The 21958-nt window shown below is 53.8% G+C and carries 18 protein-coding genes; 11 read left to right on the top strand and 7 right to left on the bottom strand.

Translation table 11 applies throughout. The annotated features are described in order from the left end of the window. Nucleotides 1-3: 3 nt before the first annotated feature. Complete coding sequence (locus E1N14_RS10610) at nt 4-2223, bottom strand: GGDEF/EAL domain-containing response regulator (RefSeq protein ID WP_044734446.1); 2220 nt, start codon at nt 2221-2223, stop codon at nt 4-6. Between the two features lie 809 nt (nt 2224-3032). Between E1N14_RS10610 and E1N14_RS10605 the strand changes: the two genes are divergently transcribed. The 3 genes from E1N14_RS10605 (at nt 3033) to E1N14_RS10595 (ending at nt 4891) form a co-directional block, all read left to right on the top strand. Beyond that, the gene (locus E1N14_RS10605; RefSeq protein WP_025009696.1) at nt 3033-3467 is read left to right on the top strand and encodes a GNAT family N-acetyltransferase; all 435 of its coding nucleotides are present in this window, start codon (nt 3033-3035) and stop codon (nt 3465-3467) included. A gap of 54 nt (nt 3468-3521) precedes the next feature. Further along, entirely contained in the window at nt 3522-4010 is a 489-nt protein-coding gene (locus E1N14_RS10600; protein ID WP_025009695.1) for a LabA-like NYN domain-containing protein, read from the top strand. A gap of 95 nt (nt 4011-4105) precedes the next feature. Next, nucleotides 4106-4891 (top strand): alpha/beta fold hydrolase, encoded by a 786-nt coding sequence (locus tag E1N14_RS10595; protein ID WP_062793473.1) that lies wholly within the window; start codon nt 4106-4108, stop codon nt 4889-4891. A 96-nt stretch (nt 4892-4987) separates the two neighbouring features. Here E1N14_RS10595 and ruvB read toward each other — a convergent pair whose 3' ends face one another. The 6 genes from ruvB to E1N14_RS10565 all read right to left on the bottom strand — a co-directional run bounded on the left by ruvB (nt 4988) and on the right by E1N14_RS10565 (nt 12814). Further along, complete coding sequence (ruvB, locus tag E1N14_RS10590) at nt 4988-5992, bottom strand: Holliday junction branch migration DNA helicase RuvB (protein ID WP_025009694.1); 1005 nt, start codon at nt 5990-5992, stop codon at nt 4988-4990. 35 nt (nt 5993-6027) lie between these two features. Then, nucleotides 6028-6645, bottom strand: a complete 618-nt coding sequence (gene ruvA, locus E1N14_RS10585) for a Holliday junction branch migration protein RuvA (RefSeq protein WP_025009693.1) — start codon at nt 6643-6645, stop codon at nt 6028-6030. Further along, nucleotides 6642-7163: a crossover junction endodeoxyribonuclease RuvC gene (ruvC, locus tag E1N14_RS10580; protein WP_025009692.1), complete on the bottom strand. Its 522-nt coding sequence runs from the start codon at nt 7161-7163 to the stop codon at nt 6642-6644. Before ruvC ends, ruvA begins: the two co-directional genes overlap by 4 nt. An 11-nt stretch (nt 7164-7174) precedes the next feature. Then, nucleotides 7175-7921, bottom strand: a complete 747-nt coding sequence (locus E1N14_RS10575; RefSeq protein WP_025009691.1) for a YebC/PmpR family DNA-binding transcriptional regulator — start codon at nt 7919-7921, stop codon at nt 7175-7177. A gap of 106 nt (nt 7922-8027) precedes the next feature. Next, nucleotides 8028-9809 (bottom strand): aspartate--tRNA ligase, encoded by a 1782-nt coding sequence (aspS, locus tag E1N14_RS10570; RefSeq protein WP_025009690.1) that lies wholly within the window; start codon nt 9807-9809, stop codon nt 8028-8030. 188 nt (nt 9810-9997) lie between these two features. After that, complete coding sequence (locus E1N14_RS10565; protein ID WP_247600874.1) at nt 9998-12814, bottom strand: diguanylate cyclase domain-containing protein; 2817 nt, start codon at nt 12812-12814, stop codon at nt 9998-10000. Nucleotides 12815-12961: 147 nt separating this feature from the next. Here E1N14_RS10565 and cmoA point away from each other — a divergent pair, with 147 nt between their 5' ends. The 8 genes from cmoA (at nt 12962) to E1N14_RS10525 (ending at nt 21744) form a co-directional block, all read left to right on the top strand. Beyond that, on the top strand, nt 12962-13693 hold the full coding sequence (cmoA, locus tag E1N14_RS10560; RefSeq protein ID WP_025009689.1) for a carboxy-S-adenosyl-L-methionine synthase CmoA: 732 nt from the start codon (nt 12962-12964) through the stop codon (nt 13691-13693). Then, nucleotides 13690-14658: a tRNA 5-methoxyuridine(34)/uridine 5-oxyacetic acid(34) synthase CmoB gene (gene cmoB / locus E1N14_RS10555; RefSeq protein ID WP_037436567.1), complete on the top strand. Its 969-nt coding sequence runs from the start codon at nt 13690-13692 to the stop codon at nt 14656-14658. The genes cmoA and cmoB overlap by 4 nt, the downstream gene beginning before the upstream one ends. A 63-nt stretch (nt 14659-14721) precedes the next feature. Continuing rightward, nucleotides 14722-15486: an ATP-dependent zinc protease family protein gene (locus tag E1N14_RS10550; RefSeq protein WP_037436565.1), complete on the top strand. Its 765-nt coding sequence runs from the start codon at nt 14722-14724 to the stop codon at nt 15484-15486. Between the two features lie 8 nt (nt 15487-15494). Then, on the top strand, nt 15495-17000 hold the full coding sequence (locus E1N14_RS10545) for an inactive transglutaminase family protein (protein WP_028779244.1): 1506 nt from the start codon (nt 15495-15497) through the stop codon (nt 16998-17000). A gap of 1 nt (nt 17001) precedes the next feature. After that, a complete protein-coding gene (locus E1N14_RS10540; protein ID WP_025009688.1) occupies nt 17002-17949 on the top strand; it encodes an alpha-L-glutamate ligase-like protein in 948 nt (315 codons plus the stop codon). Further along, a complete protein-coding gene (locus tag E1N14_RS10535) occupies nt 17921-19759 on the top strand; it encodes a M3 family metallopeptidase (protein ID WP_152134906.1) in 1839 nt (612 codons plus the stop codon). The genes E1N14_RS10540 and E1N14_RS10535 overlap by 29 nt, the downstream gene beginning before the upstream one ends. Further along, a complete protein-coding gene (locus tag E1N14_RS10530) occupies nt 19719-20789 on the top strand; it encodes a DUF3541 domain-containing protein (RefSeq protein WP_247600905.1) in 1071 nt (356 codons plus the stop codon). Before E1N14_RS10535 ends, E1N14_RS10530 begins: the two co-directional genes overlap by 41 nt. Nucleotides 20790-20847: 58 nt before the next feature. Then, nucleotides 20848-21744, top strand: a complete 897-nt coding sequence (locus tag E1N14_RS10525) for a LysR family transcriptional regulator (RefSeq protein WP_025009685.1) — start codon at nt 20848-20850, stop codon at nt 21742-21744. Nucleotides 21745-21958: the final 214 nt, after the last annotated feature.

Here is a 21958-nt window from a genome sequence, read left to right as displayed (position 1 = left end):
CATTCAGCGTTTACTGAGCCACAACAACAGCTCATCCAGTGGCATGGCCTTACCATACAGCCACCCTTGAGCGATATGGCAGCCATTATCCCTGAGCCAGTTGGCCTGGCTGCGAGTCTCAACCCCCTCGGCAACCACAGAAATATTCAATCGCCGTCCCAACTCAATGATCATCGACGCCAGAAAACGGCTGCGCTCATCTTCATCCAGCCTGGCGACAAAGGTCATATCTATCTTCAAGTGATCGGCCGGCAGCTGCAGCAGGTATTCGAGTGACGAAAGCCCGGTACCGAAATCGTCTATCGCAACTGTGCCGCCCCAGGCACGGTGACGCTGGAGAATTTTCGCAACTTGCTGGAACGATTGCATCATGGCGGTTTCGGTGACTTCCAAACACAGACGGCTAGGCTCAACACCTGCCAGACGGCATTGTTGTTTGAGCCTGTCGAGAACATCCGGTTTATCCAGTTGGCGGGCCGAATAATTAAGACTGACCAGAATATCGGTAAAACCGGCCTGATCCAGCGCATGTACCGCCTGACAGGATAACGCAACCACTATGTCGCCTATGCCGTGAATGTAAGACGACTGCTCTGCCAACGGGATAAAGGTGCCCGGAGGTACCATACCGTCTTCGGTCTGCCAGCGCAGCAAGGCCTCCACGCCGACAACCTCACCACTCTTGAGATCTATCTGTGGCTGGAAGTGCAGTACAAACTCCTGGCGTTGAATGGCGGTATGCAGCCGTTGCATCAACTTGAATCTGTGTGCCGCCTGATGCTCAAATTCGGGATCAAACGCCTGTATGCTGCCAGGCCCTCGGGATTTGGCATTTCTGAGCCCGGTACCTGCGGTGCGCAGCAGTTCGGCGGGATCCTGGCCACTGATGGCCAGAGAGACTTCTGTCATACAGGCGGTGAGAATATGACGGCTGTTATCGATTTCAAACGGCGCACTGAACACCCGCTGCGCCCTGTCGATATTGACCTGCTCCTTATGGCCAATGACGGCGAACAGATCTGAATGCAGTCGTCCAATAACAGTCGGCTGCGGAAAAACCTCCTGTAACCTTTGGGCTACCGCCTGCAGCACCTGATTGCCAAACACTGAGCCAAACAGATTATTGAGGCCGGAGAAATGATCCAAATCCAATAACAGCAGATTGTGCGCACTTGCGCTGGACATAGCCTGCAACCTGGAGAGTTCCCGCAGCAAGGCACTGCGATTGGGGATGCCGAGCAGTTCATCCTGGTAGGCAATCTTGTCGAGCCGGCTTATCAGGGCTACGTTGCCAAAGCCCTTGGAAACATTGGCGGCAAACACCTTTAGCAGCTCCATTTCGGTGTCGTCCAAGGTGCGATCTGTGGCCACATAGATGGCAAATTCGGCCAATGCTGCCGATTTCGGGAAAAACAGCACCTGGCTCTCATCGGTACTGACAAAACGTTTTTCCCTGAGCGCCTGTTCCACCATGGACTGAATGGTCGGATCCGGCAACTCCCTGAGGGCACGATTGGCATACTGCCGGAAACGACCACTGCAGGCTATGGTCATGGGCTCAAAGATCTCCTGCCCCGAGCCATCTGCGCTATGACGCCCCCGATTGACACAAACCAGCCCCTCATCCGGCACATCAATAAGATTGGCGATTTCACTTAAGGTAACCGAGGCTATCTGTGCCAGCGTTCGCAGCCCAAGCAAACGGTTGCTGGACTCGACAATGAGTTGCAAACCACGGCGGGCAGAGGAAATGGTCTTGAGCTGGTGATAATTACGCACAGCACCCGTAAGTATGTTGCGAATGCCGCGGCTGGCGAGATCGGACTTAAGCACATAATCAGACAAATCATAGTCTTGCATCACAGACTCGGCCGGTGCCATTCCCGGCTGGCCGGTTAAAAGCACAAAGCGGGTATCGGATATCCCCAGCAGATCCCGCACCGCCTTGACTAACCTGAGACCGGCATCTTCGGTTTCCATTACCACATCGACCAGGACTACGGCAAAGTCGGCGTCTTTACCAAGCAAACTGGACGCCTCGGCCATGCTGTAGGCTTGTATGAGTTCGAGAGGCCGCCCCATCAGGGTCATTTTATTGATGGCAAAACTCAGCGAGTTCTGGAATTTGACATCATCATCCACCGCCAGAATACGCCACTTATTGTCGCGTTGATGGAGCTCTTCCGGCGATGTTTCAGACGAAAACAGAAAATCATCGATCATAGTCACTAATCCCTCAGTCACTTTGCCCGCGTTATTACTTGGACAAAACCTGCAGGCGCTCTATGCCCTGCCCGGTACTCAGCACTATTTGCCTCGGCCAACGTCCTGAACCTATGCTCTTGAACTTCAGGTCGCTGAACCCAAGAGCCGAAGTTCAGATGAAATCAGCATGGTTGCCGCAATCGCTGCGGCAGCACAATTCGGCATCAAGTACTTTTCAATACAGTACGCTATGTCTGATTTAAAGTGTAATCCACTTTTGGCTTAGGGAAAGTGCAAACAAGTCCCATGTGTGCTCTGCGTCGGCTTACAGGCCTGGATGCAAGGCGTGGTTCGCGGCAAATGGCCCTAGTCCTTTGCAAGAAGCACAACACAGCAAACAGGTCTGTAAGCCACGCCCTTTGGGGCTTTCACAGCAAACGGCTCTCTGCGTTATCCGACTTCGACAGGCCCCGGCATGCCTTCAGTCAGATGCCTTGAACGCCAATTGCTGTGCAAGCCAGAGTGCCATGAGGACTTATTCGCACTTTCCTTATGCCGGTTAACTGTCAGAATGACGGTGTAAATTTTTGTCTAGTACCTGTTTCTGCCTGCGATACTGGTTCAGTTGCCAACAACTGACGGGAAACAACCTATGTTGACGGTATTAAAGCAATAAAAGTAAGGCTTTGAGCCATTTATCATTTTTTTAGCTTGCCCGGTTTGCTATTCTGCCCCCCAATATAGGGATTTGCCGAGCCCGCCAGCCAATTGGGGCGGGCAAGCCTCCTAATCCCGTAACCAATTAAAATAATCCACAAGGAAGTTATATGATCCGTTCATTCGCCAAGGAAGACATGTATCCGCTATTGGAAATCTGGTTGACCGCCTCCATCGATGCACACGATTTTATCGCCGCAGATTTTTGGCAGTCCCAACTGGATAATATGCGCCGGGTCTATATTCCAGCAGCCGAGAACTATGTCTACCAGCATGGCGCCGAAGTGCTGGGGTTTTATTCTCTCTACGAGAACAGCCTGGCGGCTTTGTTTGTTAAACCTGCGATGCAGGGATTAGGAATTGGCAGTCGCTTACTCGAGCACGCCAGGCAGCAAAGAGAACAACTGACCTTAAGTGTTTACTGCGACAACCAGGCCAGTGTCGATTTTTACCAACGCAGGGGAGCTGTGATTATTGGCGAACAAACCTGCGCCGACACAGGCCACAGAGAATATAGCATGCAGCTGACAGGCCTCAGACCCTGAAAGTGGCTCAGATTGCCGATAAAGTTAGCGCCCTGAAGAGAAGGAACACCCGCTATGAGTGAGCAGCGAGGCAGAGTATTGATCCTGGTTGACGTGCAAAACGTCTACTACACAACCAGGCAAGCGCTCGGGCGCAATCTTGACTACAACCGGCTCTGGTCCAAAGTCACCCGTCAACGGCAGCTGGTTAAAGCCTTCGCCTACGCCATAGACAGGGGCGATAAGAAGCAACGGGAATTTCAAAATATCCTGCGGGCCATCGGCTTTGAGGTGAAACTCAAACCCTTTATCCAACGCGCCGATGGCTCGGCCAAAGGCGACTGGGATGTGGGAATTACCATAGATGCACTGGAATATGCAGATGTGGTGGACACCATAGTGCTGCTGTCCGGTGACGGCGATTTTGCCCTGTTGGCCGAAAAACTACGTCAAAAAGGTAAACGGGTTGAGGTTTACGCCGTTCCCGAATTAACTTCGTTGGCTCTGATCAATGCTGCCAGCGAATTCTTCCCCATAGAGGGAGAGTTATTGCTCGGGCAGTGAGCTGGGTTAAGGTCTGCAATCCAGTATCTGCTCTATTGCTTGGCCGGCGTGGTTTACACCGGTTAGCAAAGCCAAGTTCAAAAAGGAAAATAAACATGGAAAACAGTGGTTCAGATAAGCGCCCTTATCTGATTTTGGTGCATGGTGCGCTGGCCAATGCCGAGATGTGGCAACCGCATCTTCCCCACCTTGAAAATGAGTTTGAGATAATCCCTGTCAACTTACGCCATTTCACAGGCCAAACGGACGGCGGTTTCGGCCTCAATACCCACGCCGATGACCTGTATACACAGATAAACAAATTACCGCAGAAGAAGGCTTTGTACCTTGCCGGTTGGTCTTATGGCAGCGATGTGATCCTCAATCTGCTGCTAAAGCATTCTGTTATGCCCACAGGGATATTTCTCTATGAACCCGGTTACCCTGGGGCACTCGAAGGTCAAGTGATGCAAAGCTGGGGGGACGATGCCAACAATATGTTTGCGCCGATATTTGAACGGGTCGCCAAAGGCGAGTTGGCTGCAGCTGTTGAAGCCCTGATAGATGGCTCGGGCGGTAAGCCCGGCTACTTTAGCCGCCAGGCCGAGGATATTCGCAAGCCCCAACTGGCGCTGGCTTATACTTTGCCGGTGCAGCTCAATCAAACCGAGAGCCCTGCCATCACAAAAGATGCCTTGAAAGCCTTCAGGCTCCCCCAAACCTGTACCTTGATAATTGCCCACGGCAGCGATACCCGGGCACTGTTTCGCTTGGTCAGTGAGCAGACCTCAAACCTAGTTGAGAGTGCTCAACTAAGAGTGGTGAAAGACGCCACCCATATGTTGCCTTTGGAAGCGCCCGAGCGCCTGGCCGAGCTTATCAAAAAAAGTTTACTGTCCTAGCCTCGGCATTTTTCCTAAATCACAAAAAAGCGGCAACCTTTCAGGCTGCCGCTTTTTGTCTTATTCCCATTCCGCCTTACGACTTTGGCCGGTGCGTTATTCGGGTTTTATCATCTCAAAATGGCTGTAGGCCCTGGCAGTGGCTATCCTGCCCCTGGGAGTACGCTGGATAAAACCTTGCTGGATAAGAAATGGCTCCAGCACATCTTCTATGGTTTCCCGTTCTTCGCCTATGGCCGCCGCCAGGTTGTCGAGCCCCACAGGGCCTCCCATAAACTTGTCGATGATCGCCAGCAGCAACTTGCGATCCATGTAATCGAAGCCTTCGCCGTCCACATCCAGCATATCCAGTGCTTGCTCGGCCACCAACTTGGTGATCCGGCCATCGTGTTTCACCTCGGCAAAATCACGCACCCGTCTGAGCAGGCGGTTGGCGATCCGCGGGGTTCCACGGGCTCGGCGGGCAATTTCCCTGGCGCCGTCAGAGTCCATCTGCAGTTCCAACATGTTGGCAGAGCGGGCAACTATGGTGCTGAGGTCGTCCACATTGTAAAACTCAAGCCTCAGCGGGATCCCGAAACGAGCCCTTAACGGAGAAGTCAGCGCACCGGCGCGGGTGGTGGCTCCCACCAGGGTAAATGGCGGCAAGTCCAGTTTGATGGAGCGGGCCGCCGGGCCCTCGCCTATCATGATATCCAGCTGATAGTCTTCCATCGCCGGATAGAGAATTTCTTCCACCACTGGGCTGAGACGATGAATTTCATCGATAAACAGAACATCGCCCGGCTCAAGATTGGTCAGCAATGCCGCCAAATCGCCGGCTTTTTCCAGTACAGGCCCCGAGGTGGACTTGATATTCACCCCCATCTCATTGGCCACTATCATTGCCAAAGTGGTCTTGCCAAGCCCCGGCGGGCCATAGATCAGCATGTGATCCAAGGCTTCCTGGCGGTTTTTGGCGGCTTGAATAAACACCTTGAGCTGAGCACGAGCCTCATTCTGACCTGTATACTCGTCCAGCAACTTGGGACGCATCGCCCGATCGATAAGCTCCTCCTGAGGAGAGCTTTGGGGTTGGATCAGTCTGTCGGCCTCTATCATGCCTTTACCTTCATTCCTCAGTTATCCGCTCCATGTTACAGCATGGATTTGAGTGCGGCCTTGATCAGGGTTTCTGAATCTATGCCTTCAACAAAGGCGCTGGAAACCGCTTTGCTGGCCTGGGCGGGTTTATAGCCCAAAGAGAGCAAGGCTGCAATGGCATCTTCTTCGGCGCTGTTGGGCGCTTCTACCGGGGTAAAGTTGGACTTGAGCACAAACTCACGCTCATTGCCGCTGGAGGCTTCCATCAGGCTCTTGAGCTTGTCGCGCATCTCAACCAATAAACGCTCGGCGGTCTTCTTGCCCACCCCCGGCAGTTTCACCAAGGTGGCGATATCGTCGCGCTCGACACAACTGACAAATTCCTGCGCCGTCAGCCCCGATAGTATGGTCAGCGCCAACTTGGGGCCGACCCCATTGGCCTTGATAAGTAACCTGAACAGCGCTCTTTCCTGCTTGGTAATAAAACCATACAGCAGCTGAGCATCTTCACGCACTACAAAGTGGGTATAGAGAGTGGTGCTCTGTTGCAGTTCCGGCAACTCATAAAAGCTGGTCAGCGGCATCTGCAGTTCATAGCCCACGCCATGCACATCCAACAACACTTCCGGAGCTTGCTTTTCCAGCAATATTCCCTGTAAACGCCCTATCATCTGTATCTTCCATAGCTGCGGGCCGTTGCCCGGCCGCCGAGGGCAACCAGACTCTGGCAAGTATGATAATGACACACGGCCACGGCGAGCGCATCTGCCGCATCCGCTTGCGGGGCGGCCGGCAGTTTAAGCAACTGCTGGATCATGTGTTGTACCTGAGTTTTCTGGGCCCTGCCCGTCCCGACCACGGCGCTCTTTATCTGGGTTGCCGTGTATTCAGCCACCGGTAAATTCGCCACTGTGGCCGCCACTATGGCCGCGCCTCTGGCCTGCCCCAATTTCAGTGCCGAATCGGCATTTTTGGCCAGGAACACTTTCTCAATGGCAAACTGCTCCGGCTGATATTGGCGGATAATCTCCGACAGGCCGTCGAATATCTGTTTGAGACGGGAGGGAAGGTCCTCGCAGCTGGTGCGAATGCAACCGCTGCCGAGGTAAATCTGGTGCCTTCCCTGACACTGGATCACGCCGTAGCCTGTGATCCGCGAGCCAGGGTCGACACCCAAAATAATCGCCATAGTCCGCCTTATCAGCCGAGGCGTTCCATCACATCATCGGCAATTTCCGCGTTGTGATAAACTTCCTGAACGTCGTCGTGATCTTCCAGCGTGTCGATAAGACGCAGGAACTTGGCGGCGGTATCTTCATCCAGATCGGCCTTGGTCGATGGCACCATGGTCACTTCGGCATTCACCGCTTCAACCCCAATGGCATCCAGTGCATCTTTTACCGCACCGAAATCGGCAGGTGCAGTGTAAACATCCACTGAGCCGTCATCATTGCTAACCACGTCCTCGGCGCCGGCTTCCAGCGCGGCTTCCATGATGGCATCTTCATCAACGCCCTCTTCGTAGCTGATAACGCCCTGCTTGGTGAACAGGTAAGCCACTGAGCCATCTGTCCCCAGGTTGCCGCCGGACTTATTGAAGGCGTTACGTACGCCGGTAACAGTGCGGTTGCGGTTGTCTGTCATACACTCGACCATAACGGCAGTGCCGCCCGGGCCGTAGCCTTCATAAACCACGGTTTCCAGCGACTGGCCATCGAGCTCACCGGCACCGCGCTTAACCGCACGTTCGACTGTGTCACGGGTCATGTTGTTGGACAGCGCTTTGTCGATAGCGGCACGTAAACGGGGGTTGGAATCCGGATCTGAGCCACCTTCGCGGGCTGATACTGTCAGCTCGCGGATAAGTTTGGTGAACAGTTTACCGCGCTTGGCATCCTGAGCTGCCTTGCGGTGTTTGATGTTGGCCCATTTACTATGACCTGCCATAGGTATATCTCCTCTCAATACCGGTTTAAATTCAAACCGGTAAAAAAACAGACCGAGGCTTATGCCCCGGTTTGATTCACACTTTTATGACTTCAAGCTCAGTCCTTCAGACTTCAGCTTTGTCGGCCGCCTTTTCAGCAACCTTGATACCCAATTCCACCAGTTGTTGTGGATTGGCCTCACCCGGTGCATTGGTCAACGGGCAGGCTGCGGTAGTGGTTTTCGGGAATGCCATCACGTCACGAATCGAGCTGGCGCCTGTCATCAGCATTACCAGACGGTCGAGACCGAAGGCCAAACCTGCGTGCGGTGGTGTGCCGTAGCGCAGTGCTTCCAGCAGGAAGCCGAATTTTTCTTTGGCTTCTTCATCTGTGATCCCGAGAATACGGAATACTGTGGCCTGCATCTCCTGATTGTGGATACGCACAGAGCCGCCGCCGAGTTCGGTACCGTTGAGTACCATATCATAGGCGTCGGATACCGTCTCGGCCGGGTTGGCTTCCAGCTCAGCCGGAGTCACGCCCCTTGGCGCGGTGAACGGATGGTGCACTGCGTACAGGCGACCATCTGCCTTTTCAAACATAGGGAAGTCAACAACCCACAGCGGCGCCCACTCGCCCTTGAGCAGGTTGAAATCTTCACCCAGTTTCAGACGCAGCGCGCCCATGGCTTCGGCAACCACATTGGCCTTGTCGGCACCAAACAGAATGATATCACCGCTTTGCGCGCCGGTGCGTTCCAGCAGCGCCTTGACGATATCTTCATTGAGGAACTTGAGCACAGGTGACTGAATGCCTTCCATGCCGGCAGCCAGGTCGTTGACCTTCATCCAGGCCAGACCGCGGGCTCCATAGATACCGACATACTTGGTGTAGTCGTCTATCTGCTTACGGGACAGCTCGGCGCCGCCCGGCACCCGGATAACCGCCACTCGGCCTTCAACATCGTTGGCTGGGCCGTTGAATACCGCAAACTCAACATCCTTGACCAGATCGGCCACGTCCACCAATTCCAGTGGGTTACGCAGATCCGGCTTGTCAGAACCGAAACGACGCATGGCTTCGGCATAGGTCATGGTCGGAAATTCACCCAGATCCACGTTGAGCAATTCGAGGAACAGACCGCGCACCATCTCCTCAGTCTTTTGCATCACCTGCTCAGAGCTCATGAAAGAGGTTTCGATATCAATCTGGGTAAATTCAGGCTGACGGTCGGCGCGCAAGTCTTCGTCACGGAAGCACTTGACGATTTGGTAGTAACGGTCGAAACCTGACATCATCAACAGCTGTTTGAACAGCTGAGGCGACTGAGGCAAGGCGAAAAACTGCCCCTTGTAAGTGCGGCTTGGCACCAAATAGTCACGGGCGCCTTCCGGCGTGGCCTTGGTCAGAATAGGGGTTTCGATATCCAAGAAGCCGTTGCTGTCCATAAAACGACGCACGGCACTGGTGACCTTGGCGCGGAAAATCAGTCGCTGGGCCATTTCCGGACGACGCAGGTCCAGATAGCGATACTTGAGACGCTGCTCTTCGCTGTTGTTCTGGAAGTTATCCATACTCAGCGGCAGTGGGTCGGCGGCGTTGATTATGGTCAGTTCCTTACCCAGCACCTCGATTTCGCCGGTACGCATATGAGCGTTGACCTGGCTGTCGGGACGGGCTCTGACCACACCTTTGACCTGAACACAGAATTCGCTGCGCAGTGTGCTGGCGACATCGAAAACCTCAGGCAAGTCCGGGTCATATACTACCTGGATCAATCCTTCACGATCCCGGAGATCCAAAAACACCACACCACCCAAGTCGCGGCTACGGTTTACCCAACCCACCAGGGTCACTTCTTGTCCAACGTGGGACTTGTTTACGTCCCCACAATAATGACTGCGCATCTGCTTTATATCCTTTATTCCGGCCTGCTGAGCTCTGGAACGATTCAACACGATAAGAGCGGCATTATAGAGAAAATCTGCCGCTTACCAAAGTACTTCACTTTCAGACGGTGAAGTATCAAACAGTTTGCTCCCTTTGACCAGTGGCTGAACCAAGGTCAAGGCACGAGCGTTCAAAATAACAACAATCAGGCACTGCGATAACAACTGCCGCCACTCTCTTTGGCGCGATACATAAGTTGGTCGGCCCGTTTGAGCAGTTCGATGGCGTTGTCGCCGTCCACCGGATACACGCTGATCCCGACACTGAGTGACAGCTGCACACTGATGTTTTGCCACTTGAGTGGCCCGGCAAGCGATTGGATCAAGTTATCCGCCACCTGGCAGACGGCATCGAAATCCTGAATTCGATTGAGTATCACCACAAACTCGTCACCGCCAAAGCGCACCAGAGTATCAGATTTACGGATCACCGCGGCCAGGCGCTGAGTGACCTGCACCAGCATTCTGTCACCCACCTCATGACCATAGGTGTCGTTTATGGCTTTGAAGCCATCGACATCCAAAAACAGTACGGCAAAACGCTCCTGCTCTCTGGCATGTTGCAAAAACGCCTGCTCCAGCCTGTCATCGAGCAATGCCCTGTTGGGTAAGCCGGTGAGCGGATCATGATTGGCAAGATGCTTCATCTTAAGCTCGGCCTCACGCCTTAAGCTCATTTCCCGGCTGAGGCGCCGATTGAGCTGCAACACCAGCAGTACAATAAACAGCGCAATCAAGAGTGCCAGCAGAAAATAGCCCAACCATTCCTTGTATTGTTGGCTCTTGTCGGTAATCACAGTGCCAACCCATTTTTCATGGATCCTTTGCCGTTGGCTGTCATCTATACCGCTTATTACCCGGTTAATCAAAGGCACCAAAGGCTTATAGCCGGGCGTGACGCCAATATGGCTCTTTTGATCGGCCATATCGGTTATCAGGTTCATCTTCAGCGCCGGATATTGCCCGGTAGAAAGGGCCGAGGCCAGCGATACCACTTTATCAATAAAGAGATCCGCCCTTCCCAGGTTGACGGCTTCCAACCCTTCGCGCATGCCGGGCACCAACACTGGGCTTATGCCCTGGCTCTTGGCCATAAGCTCACCGGCCAACTGATAACCTTCAACAATCGCCACCCGCTGGCCATTGAGTTGTCCCAGGCTATAAAGATTCAGATGATCCACGGTGGAAACCATGGCCCAGGGCGATGGCCAATAACCGTCGGAAAAAGCCAGCGCAACATGTTGCTCATCCCTCGCCGCCAGACTGGCGGCCATCACCACTTCGCCGCTGCCAAGCGCCTTGAGGAGATCGCGCCACTCATCGAAAGCCACGGGCAGCAGTTTAAGCCCCAACTGCTGCGCCACCCTCGTCATCACGTCGGCATTAATTCCGGCAAACTGTCCCTGCTCATCCTTGAATTCAAAGGGCGGCCAATCCTTGAGGTAACCTACTTTAAGCTCGGGCAAGCTTTCAAGATAGCCCAGCTCTGCCTGGGTCAATGGCAGCCGACTTTGATCCCTGCTGTAAACATGATCGTCACTATTGAGCATCCATTTGTTTTCCAGCGCCGCCAACTCCTCGCGGGTCAACAGATTAAAGCCGGCGATCAGCCTTTGGGTCAGGCCATCGTCCTGGCGGCGGGTCAACACATAGATATCTGAGCTGAACTGCAAGGCTTTTGCTTGCTGGTAACCGGCCCAGAGTCCATGAGTCAACAGATAATGCTGAGTCCAGGCCGAGGGCGAGACGAAGCCTGAGATATCGCCCCGGTCGGCGGCATTGACCATGGCATCGAGAGAGTCGAAATACTTGAGCTGTACCTTGGGTAAGACCTGTTTCAGCTCTGTGATATAGGGTGATGATGGGAAAATCCCCAAGCGTTTGCCGTCCAATAGCGCCAGCGGGCTCTCCATCTGACCTTTGAGAAACAGACGGCTGCTTTGGGTGTGTAAGTGCCAGGCACGCTTGAGTCCAGAGCTGAGATCGTCACTTTCCGGATAACCTATATGGGCATCGACAATCCCCTGCTTGACCTGCTCCAGAGTGCTGTTCATGCTACCGGCAACAAACTCCACCGGCACCCCGGTTTTGGCGGACCATTTGTGCCAGATATCCACATACAGGCCGTGGGGTAAGCCATCCGGGCCAAGATCGGAAAACGGCTCCATATTCAGTGGCATGGCAACCGTGATCCCATGCTGATCGGCACGATACCCCAGCCAGCGCCTCTGGGTCTGAACGATAAACTCAGGAGTGATCTGGGCAAAGCCACTATCGATTTCGGCCACCAAGGTCTGCCTGCCTTTGGCGACAGCCGGCGCCACCGGCGAATGCTTTATCAGCATCCGGTTGGCGGTGGGATATTGCTGGGCAATACTGCGGGCCAATTGCCGGTCACGTAGATACCCTTCCATGCCTGCAAACACCTTGATTTCTCCGCGGGATACCGCCTTGAGCAATGCGTCGCGACCTGGGTATAAGGCAAATGAAAGGCCGGACTCCTGAGCCTTAAGATCCGATTCGTGGGACGAGCCTTTGACTATCCCTATCCGATACGGCAGCAGCTTCTCAAAACTGTCCTTGTGCCTCAGTTCAGAGTGCAGATAGAGGTAGGTATCAATACGACTGATGGGCTTGGCAAATTCAAATTCGGCCTCGCGCTCCGGGGTCAGCGCCAACGCCAGGTGTACATCCGCCTTGCCTTCTTTGAGCTGCTTCAGGGAATCGTTCCAGTGCCGCGCCACTAGTGTGATGGGTCTTTGATTGATCCGGCTCCATTCCTGCCAGAGATCCACTAGGATCCCCTGTGGCTGGCCGGCATCATCAACAAATTGGTAGGGATAACTATCCTCCCCCATCACTATGACGAGTGGTTTGGCGGGGGACTGGACTTGAGTGGCCGCATCCAGCGGCAGACATACGAGCACACACAATAGACTCAAAAGAGAGGTCAGCGATTTCAAGTGCTTATTTCCTGGTAAGGCGATGTAATTATTTTGTTATTCCTGCACTATTAGACAAAAAATTTGCGTCAATTACCAGAGCGCACTTGCTGCTTTCACGCGGGATTCGGTAAAATACGTCACTGATTTTCCCGCACAAGATTTCAGATGAACACTTCTCAAGACACCATATATGCGACTGACTGCGGTCAGGTCTCAGACTTTACTTTTGATGACAGGGTAGCCGGCGTATTCAGCGATATGATCCGCCGCTCTGTGCCGGGTTACGGCCAGATCATCAACACCATTGGCGACTTCGCCGAGCGCTTTGTGACACAAGACAGTAAAGTCTATGATTTAGGGTGTTCTCTTGGCGCGGCAACTTTAAGTATTCGTAGGCGCATTGAAGGCAAAGGTTGCGAGATTATCGCCGTCGACAACTCACCGGCGATGACCGAGCGCTGCCATGAGTATCTCAATGCTTATGTCAGCGATACCCAGGTGCAGCTTATTTGTGGTGATATCCGTGATATCGCCATCGAAGACGCCTCCTTGGTGGTGCTCAACTTTACTTTACAGTTTCTGCCGCCCGAGGATCGCGATACCCTGATCCAGAAAATATATGCTGGCTTAAGACCCGGTGGCGCCTTGGTGCTGTCGGAAAAAATCCGCTTCGGCGATGAGGTTATCCAGCAAGTACTGGATGAACATCATCTGGATTTCAAACGCGCCAATGGCTATAGCGAGTTGGAGATCAGCCAAAAGCGCAGCGCACTGGAAAACGTGATGAAACCTGATCAACTCAGCAATCACTACAACAGATTATCCCAGGCCGGTTTTGCCCATTACGGTGTCTGGTTCCAGTGCTTCAATTTCACATCCATGGTAGCTATCAAGTGATCAGTTTCAGTAATTTCTATCAACAGATTGCCGACTCCAATCTGCAGCATTGGCTGGAAACACTGCCGGCCAAACTCGGCGACTGGCAAAGAGAGCACAAGCACGGTGCCCTGCCCAAGTGGGAGAAAGTGCTCGCCAAGCTCAATTACCCCAGCCCCGACAGCCTGGATTTCAAAGACAGTGTCACCATAGGCTCCGGGGAGCAACTGGCAACGGGGCAGCGGGAAAAACTGGAAAACCTGCTGCAGTTGCTGCATCCCTGGCGCAAGGGGCCATTTCATATCCATGGCATTCATATCGATACCGAGTGGCGCTCCGATTGGAAGTGGGAGCGGGTCGCACCCCATATCAGCCCACTGGCAGGCAGAACCGTGCTGGACGTAGGTTGCGGCAGCGGCTATCACATGTGGCGCATGTATGGTGAAGGCGCCAAAATGGTGGTAGGTGTCGACCCCTCTTCACTGTTTTTATGCCAGTTTGAAGCGGTCAAACGCCTCACCGGCGGGACTCCGCCGGTACATCTGCTGCCTTTGGGTATAGAAGAACTGCCGCCACTGGACGCCTTCGATACTGTGTTCTCCATGGGGGTGCTGTACCACAGGCGCTCACCAATTGACCACTTGTTGCAATTGCGTGATCAATTGCGAACCGGAGGTGAACTCGTGTTGGAGACTTTGGTCATAGAAGGTGATGAAAATGCCGTACTGCTGCCACGGGATAGATATGGAAAGATGAATAATGTATGGTTTATTCCGTCCGTTGCCGCATTGCAACTCTGGCTTGAGAAGTGCGATTTTCGTGAGGTTCGCTGTGTCGATCTTGATGTTACTTCACTGGCCGAGCAACGCTCCACGCCCTGGATGCGCAACGAATCTCTGGTGGATTACCTCGATCCGACCGACATCAATTTGACAGTGGAAGGTTACCCCGCCCCCAAACGGGCAACCTTTATCGCGATTAAGTAAGTCGAGTTCACCGAACCCTATATAAAAGTGACGCAATCTGGAAAACAGAATACAGGAAGCACTATGTTGAAACAGACGATTTCAATCGCCGTCATGGCCTCCATGGCAACACTTGCCGGCGGCTGCGCCAGCACTCAGGAAGTGGCAAATGCCCCGGTGCCGGTCGACGCCCAGACCTTGCAGTCCAACCTCGCCTCTCAGGAAGCCAGCATAGTCAATGTGATTGCTCAGGCTCAGAATCAACAGCAACAGCATCTGGATGCCTTGAATACTCAGCTTCAGGGTTTGCAACAGCAGATGAAGAAACTGCAGCAGCCCCCCAAGGAAACCATCAAGGAAGTACAGGTGCCTGCGCCCTGCGAAGCTTCACCTATTGGCGACAAATATATTCTCGGTGAAGTCGAGAGCGTCTTTATCGATGAGCTGAATGCCAGTTTCGATACCCGTATCGATACCGGTGCCGAATCCTCTTCACTCGATGCCCGCAACATTATTCTGTTTGAGCGTGACGGCGCCCAATGGGTTAGATTCGATGTGATGATCAATGGCGCGGATGCGCCGGGAAAAACTTTCGAATCCAAGGTGGTACGTTTTGTCCGTATCAAGCAAGACGCCGATGAAAAAGACGATCGCCGTCCGGTGATCCACGCCCACCTCAAAATAGGCAAATATGCCGCCGAAACCGATCTTAACCTTACCGACCGCAGTCACCTCGAATATCCTTTGCTGCTCGGCCGCAAGTTTATGAAAGACATAGCCGTTGTCGATGTAGGCCAAGCTTACCTGCACGGCAAAGCCAAAGACTTAGTGATTTCGAGCCATAAATAGGAGCGGTAATGCATTCACGGAAACCTTTCTACCTGGTGGTAGCTCTGCTGTTTATTGTTGGGCTCAGCGCCAGTATTTATCGTGGTATTGAACACAATGTGCCCTTCCTGCCCGGTGAGCAGGTACAAAGTTGGGCTGTCGATGCCAAAGTCAGTTTTCAGGGTACGGGTGGCCCGGCAGAAGTCTCTTTCTCCCTGCCACAGGATCCGGCATTTGAAGTCTTGATGGAAAATGCCACCTCCCCGGGTTATGGCCTGACTATCAGCAACAATGAACAGGGCCGCCGCGCGCTTTGGTCGATTCGTCAAGCCAATGGCCAACAGGACCTCTACTACAAGGTCACCCTGATCCCCACCGGCCGTGAAATACTCAAGGCTCAGGAAGAACCTCTGCCGCCGGCACCTTATATCTGGTCTGCGACCGAGAAAGCCGCCGCCGAGCAGGTGATGGACGAAGCCTGGGCTCGCAGTGCCGGTAACCTCTCTTTTGCCCGTGAGATCATGCGCGCCATTGCCGGTCGCGATCGCAGTCAGAACATAGAGCTGCTGCTGTCGGCCAACTCACCCACCAAGCTGTTTGTCCATATGCTCAATAGCCGCGGTATTCCCACTCAGGAAGTCAATGGTCTGTATCTGGAAGATCAGCGCCGTCGGCAGCAACTATCCCCCTTTGTCGAAGTCTATCAGGACGGTAAATGGCATCTGTTCGATCTGGTCAAAGGCACAGAGGGCCGTCCGGAAAACATGGTGCTGTGGGAGCGCAGCGGTAAATCGGTATTGGACGTCCTGGGTGGCAGCAACTCCCAGGTCAACTTCTCCATGCTGAAAGACACACGTTCAGCCCTGGCGACCTCCATAGACATGATGGCCAAAAACAACGCCATCGACTTTTCCCTCTATCAACTGCCGCTGGAAGAACAGAGCCTGTTCAAGGGTATTTTGCTGATCCCTATCGGGGTGCTGATGGTGGTATTCCTTAGGGTTATCATAGGAATAAAGACTTCAGGTACCTTTATGCCTGTGCTTATCGCCCTGGCCTTTATCCAGACCACACTGCTGACCGGCCTGATAGGTTTCCTGCTGATTGTGGCCTTTGGCTTGATGATCCGCTCCTATCTATCGCATCTAAACCTGTTGCTGATTTCACGAATATCGGCGGTGATCATTGTGGTGATAGGCATCATAGGCCTGTTTACCCTGCTGTCGTACAAGTTTGGGCTCAGTGAAGGCCTGACTATCACCTTCTTCCCGATGATCATTCTCGCCTGGACCATTGAACGTATGTCTATCCTCTGGGAAGAGGAAGGTGCCAAAGAGGTGATGGTGCAAGGTGGCGGTTCACTTCTGGTAGCCACTCTGGCTTATCTGGCCATGAGCGCCACTTGGGTACAGCACTGGGTGTTCAACTTCCTGGGTATTCATTTGGTGATCCTGGCGCTGGTGCTGCTGATGGGTCAGTACACGGGTTATCGACTGCTGGAGCTCAAGCGCTTCAAGCCACTGGCAGGAGAATAAGATGAATTTTGCCTGGCCATGGCAGCTACGCCGCGCTGGCGTGCTGAATATGAACAAGCGCAATATCGACTATATTGGCCGCTACAATCCGCGCAAGTTTTACAAACGGGTGGACGACAAGCTCACCACCAAGCAACTTGCGCTTGCCAATGATATTGCCGTGCCCGATCTGATAGGTGTGGTGCGCGAGCAACACGGTATCAATAGCATTCCCGAGCAGGTAAAAGATCGCAGCGGCTTTGTGATCAAACCCTCCAAAGGCTCGGGCGGCAAAGGGATCTTGGTGATCACCCATGTGGAGAATGGTCGCTTCTATAAGCCCAACGGCAATGAAGTCACCCCGAGCGAAGTCGATCGCCACGTTTCCAATATCCTCAGCGGCCTGTTCTCCCTCGGTGGCAAGCCGGATGTGGCCATTATTGAGGGCTTGATTGAGTTCGATCCCGTATTCGATGGCTTCAGCTATGAAGGGGTTCCGGATATCCGCCTGATAGTGTTCAAGGGGTTTCCTGTAATGGGAATGCTCAGGTTGTCCACCGCCGCTTCCGATGGCAAGGCCAACCTGCACCAGGGCGCGGTTGGTGTCGGCTTGGATATCGCTACCGGCCGCGGCCTGCATGCGGTGCAGTTTGACTGCCCGGTCGATTTGCATCCGGACACGGGGCGTAACCTGATTGAAATCGAGGTGCCCCACTGGGATACCTTGTTGCACACGGCCTCGAGCGCCTATGAGATGTGCGAACTGGGTTATCTGGGGACCGATATGGTACTGGATCAAAACAAAGGACCACTGCTGCTGGAGCTCAACGCCCGTCCCGGGCTTGCCATCCAGATAGCCAATGGCATGGGGATATTGCCAAGGCTGCAGCATGTGGAAAGAATGACGGGCAAACCCATGTCAGTGGAAGAACGGGTCGCTTATGCCAAGAAGCACTTTGCCAGCCGTTAACTCCGGCCTGAGTCCATCTCGCCTCAAGTCCAGGCTGCCACTGTCGGTGTTGGCGTCGCTGCTGGCATCGACTGTGGCCTCGGGCATTTCCCCTGCCCTGGCCGCGCCTGATGCCGTCCCCTTGCTGACGGCCCAATGTGTCGAATACAGCAGCAATTTTCAACCTGAATTTCAGGATCTGCAGTTGCTTGAGCGACAAACCCTCGGGCTGCACAATATCAATGACCGCCTCGGTTATTATCGGAGTTTTCCCCTGTCAGCGGCGCAGCATGAGTTGCTGTTGCAGTGTCAGTTGAAACTGGCCGACACCATGGATAGATTCCTGAGCGAACCGGCGCTGATAAGCCTGACATCCGAACTTAACCAGGATGATGAGCCACAGCTTCAGGCATTGGCCCAGAGGTTGGACTGGTTGATGCAGCAACATCTGGGCATAGAGGAAAAGGCCCGTCTTCATGGCGCCCAGGCCAGCATTCGCCAGGGAATGCGCAGTGACGATCTCAAGCTGGAGTTGGGACAATGTGCCCTGCCCGGCATGCAACAGGCTCTCAATCCCGAAGAGAATTCAGCGGAGCAGGAAGCCGCTCAATCAGCCCAAAAGCCCGGCTTTTTTGCAGTCAATATCGCCTCTTACTTGATGCAACAGGCCGATGGTGATTGTCGCGCCAAGGTTTGGCGCACTTATCAGGGCCGCGCCAGATTACGCAATCAACTGCCGCTGTCATCCGTTTTTGCCCTGAGACAAGAGCAAGCCAAGGCGCTCGGTTACCCGAGCTACAGTGATTTTATCCTCAGTTCTCAGTTGCTGAGCACGCCAAGCGATGTGGCCAAGTTTCTCGATGCCAGCACCCAAAAACTGGATTACGCCCCTTGGGATCTGGGCCGCGAGTTACAGCAGGCCCAGTCAACCAAAATGGTCGCGCTCAAAGGCTCTGAAGTACTAAAAGCCCTGTTTGACCATCTCAAACCGCTGGGATTAACCACAGAGCAGATTAACGACGACTGGCTCAGGGTGTATCACCATGGTCGGCTGCAGGGTGAACTTCTTATCAGCGAAGGCAAACACAACCGCCATAAAATGCTGCGCCGCGCCGTTGTCGGCCAACAAACCGGCCAGAGCGAGCTGGTGCTTAAGCCTCAGCAAGTGAAGCTCAAGGACTATCAGACCGCAGTTTCTTCCCTGAGCGCCGCCATAGCCCAACTCAGTGGCGGCGGCCGTTATTATCTCAACAACAGTCTGGAGTTGCCTCAGGATGGCGCCGGTGTGGGCAAAGCCTGGCTTGAGCGCTATCTGGCCGGCGCCTTTGCATTTTCACTCAAGCCGGCTCCCGGCTCTCGCGAACAACTGGCCGAAGAATACCAGCAGCAGCTCAAGGTGTTTCGTGCCAAAGTGGCCCTCGCCAGCTTTGAAGCCTTTGGCAACAGCCAATACCCACAGCTGCACAAGGCGTTTGAAGCCAGTTTTAATGGCTCCTGGCCCGAAGTCAGTGACTATAGCTACAGCTTTGGCGCCATCAGCGATCAGGGGCCGCTCTATTATCTTGGGCTCTGGCAACAGCAACTTGCCAAAGCCATAGATGTTCACACCCGGGGCTGCAACCCGGCGCAACTATTTGATCTCTTGCTGGTCAACGAATCAGCCCAACCTATGGCCGCCCGTTTGCAAAGCCTGTTTGGCGCTGCCGATGCGGCCACACTCATCCGGAGGATACGCGATGCCAATACTCAAGAGAACCGGTCAACTGACACTTGCCCTCTGCCTGGGAGTGATGAGCAGTACCCTGGCGGCCAAGAGCCAGCCCAGCGCTGACGAGGTTTATCAACGCATTCAGCAGAATCTGGAGCAGCATCTCTACCAGCTGCCACCCAGGGTGCAGGGTCATTACGGGATCCGTCTCTATCGGATGACAGGTGACGAGCAGTACGCCAACGCCGCCCTGGTGGATCTGCTTGCGGTTACTGAAGCGCAAAGCTTCTATGCCTGCCAACTGGACGACCCTGAATTTGTCAAAAGTGAATCGCTCAAGGCAATATCCCAACTGGGCAATGGCCCCCGGGCCAAGGCACGCAAAAAAGCGCTCAAACCCTTCCCCGAATTTCTGTTTTATACCGATGTGCTGCTGCGCTACGCCAGTCGCATAGATGAATTGGGATTTAGCGGACCCTGCCACGACAAGTTGCTCAAAGGGCTCAAGAGTACAGATCTGGAGCACGGCCTGACCGACGAAGCCATGATTGAAGCCTGGGCGGCGCAGCTGATCAATTATGTTTACTGGGCCAAGCAGCTTGGCGCTGGCGATTATCTGGAAGACTACAAGGCCGCCTTTAAACGTGTCTACCCGGATGCCGAGGATGGCAAGCTCAGTAAGGCACAATATCGCAATAAGCTCTATGGCCTGACTCACTTTATCTTCGCCGCCAGTGAATACTATCAGCACCCGGTAGATGCCAAGGAGTTCGCCTGGATCCTCGACTACTTCGAAGCCAACCGCGAGCGGATCCTCAGTGATGCCACCGACGATATTATTGCCGAAGTCGGAATAAGCTATCTACTCGCCGGCAAGGGCAAAGATCATCCCATGGTGAAAGCCACCCAGGCGCACATCATCAAGTCCTTCGATCCTGAGGTGGACTTTATTCGCTCCCCCAAAGGCAACCCGGCGCTGGCCCTGGGGGAACACCGTAATGTGCTGGCGATGATGCTGCTCAAATGGCCGGAAAAACTGCATAAAGGCCCCTATTTGAGTGAGCTCAAGGCGACCCGAAAATACCTGCCGATGCAGGTGACGCCACTCGAGTCGGTCAAACAGGCGACCGAGTCGACGAAAAAGGCTAAATAGTTTGAAAAACTGGCAGTTTCCACCCATGATAGGCCGAAATCTGACGAGTTTTTAGAAAATGAACAGACCCAAGTCCACATTGGAACAGTGGCGGATCCTGCAGGCCGTCGTCGACTTCGGTGGTTACGCCCAGGCCGCCGAGCAGCTCAACAAGAGCCAATCATCCCTCAACCATGCTGTGGCCAAGCTGCAGCATCAGTTGGGGATCCAACTCCTCGAAGTGCGTGGCCGCAAGGCCTATCTGACCGAATGCGGCGAAGTACTGCTTCGTCGCTCTCGTCACGTCACTCAGGCTGTGGGGGAGTTGGAGCAGCTCGCCAGCAATCTGGAACAGGGGTGGGAGCCGAGTCTGAGCATCGCCAGGGAACTGGTCTACCCCATGGAAACCCTGACCGAGGCGCTGGCCGCCTTTCTGCCCCAAAGCCGCGGAACCCGGGTCACAGTGCGGGACACAGTGATCAGCGGTACCCAGGAGATGATCAAAAACCATCAGGTGGATATTGCGATTTGCGGTACCCCGCCCATGGGTTATATCTCTGAGCCCCTTTGCGATCTGGACTTCTACCTGCTCTGCCACCCTTCCCATCCGCTGGCGGCCCAAGTGGAAATTGAAGATGACAGAGTGCTGGCCCAACATCTGCAAATTGTGATCAAAGATACCGGCGTCAATAGTCAGCAGGAAATCGGCTGGCTCAAGGCCGAGCAGCGCTGGACCGTCAGCAACTTCCACGAAGCCAAGGTGATCCTGGCCAAAGGCATAGGTTTTTGCTGGATCCCGGCGCATCTGGTCAAGCAGGAGCTGGAAAATGGGCAATTGGTACGTCTCAGTCTCAAAGGCTCCAGCAGCCGCAAGATACTGCTCAGTCTGGTGGTGCCACAGAGAGACAAACAGGGCCCGGCCTGTAAGCTGCTGGAATCACTGATCCTGGCTCAACATAAATCTGGCTCTGTATAAATCTGGCTCATTATAAATAGTGAAAAACGGAGCAACTTCATACTTACCCTGTGTCCGTAAGGTATGACGTCACGAATATCAGTTAGAAAAAGACTCGAACAGCTCCGGGAGAGCACTATAGTGCTTGTTTTTCACACCGTATTATTGAGGTTTTGACAAAAGCCCCTGAGATTTGAAGATAATCTGGCGCATTAATTCTGTAACATCACAGAAA

Source organism: Shewanella algae (assembly GCF_009183365.2).
Classification (GTDB): Bacteria; Pseudomonadota; Gammaproteobacteria; order Enterobacterales; family Shewanellaceae; genus Shewanella; species Shewanella algae.
Note: the sequence above shows the minus strand (reverse complement) of the source record. Positions and strands in the feature narration are given on the sequence as shown.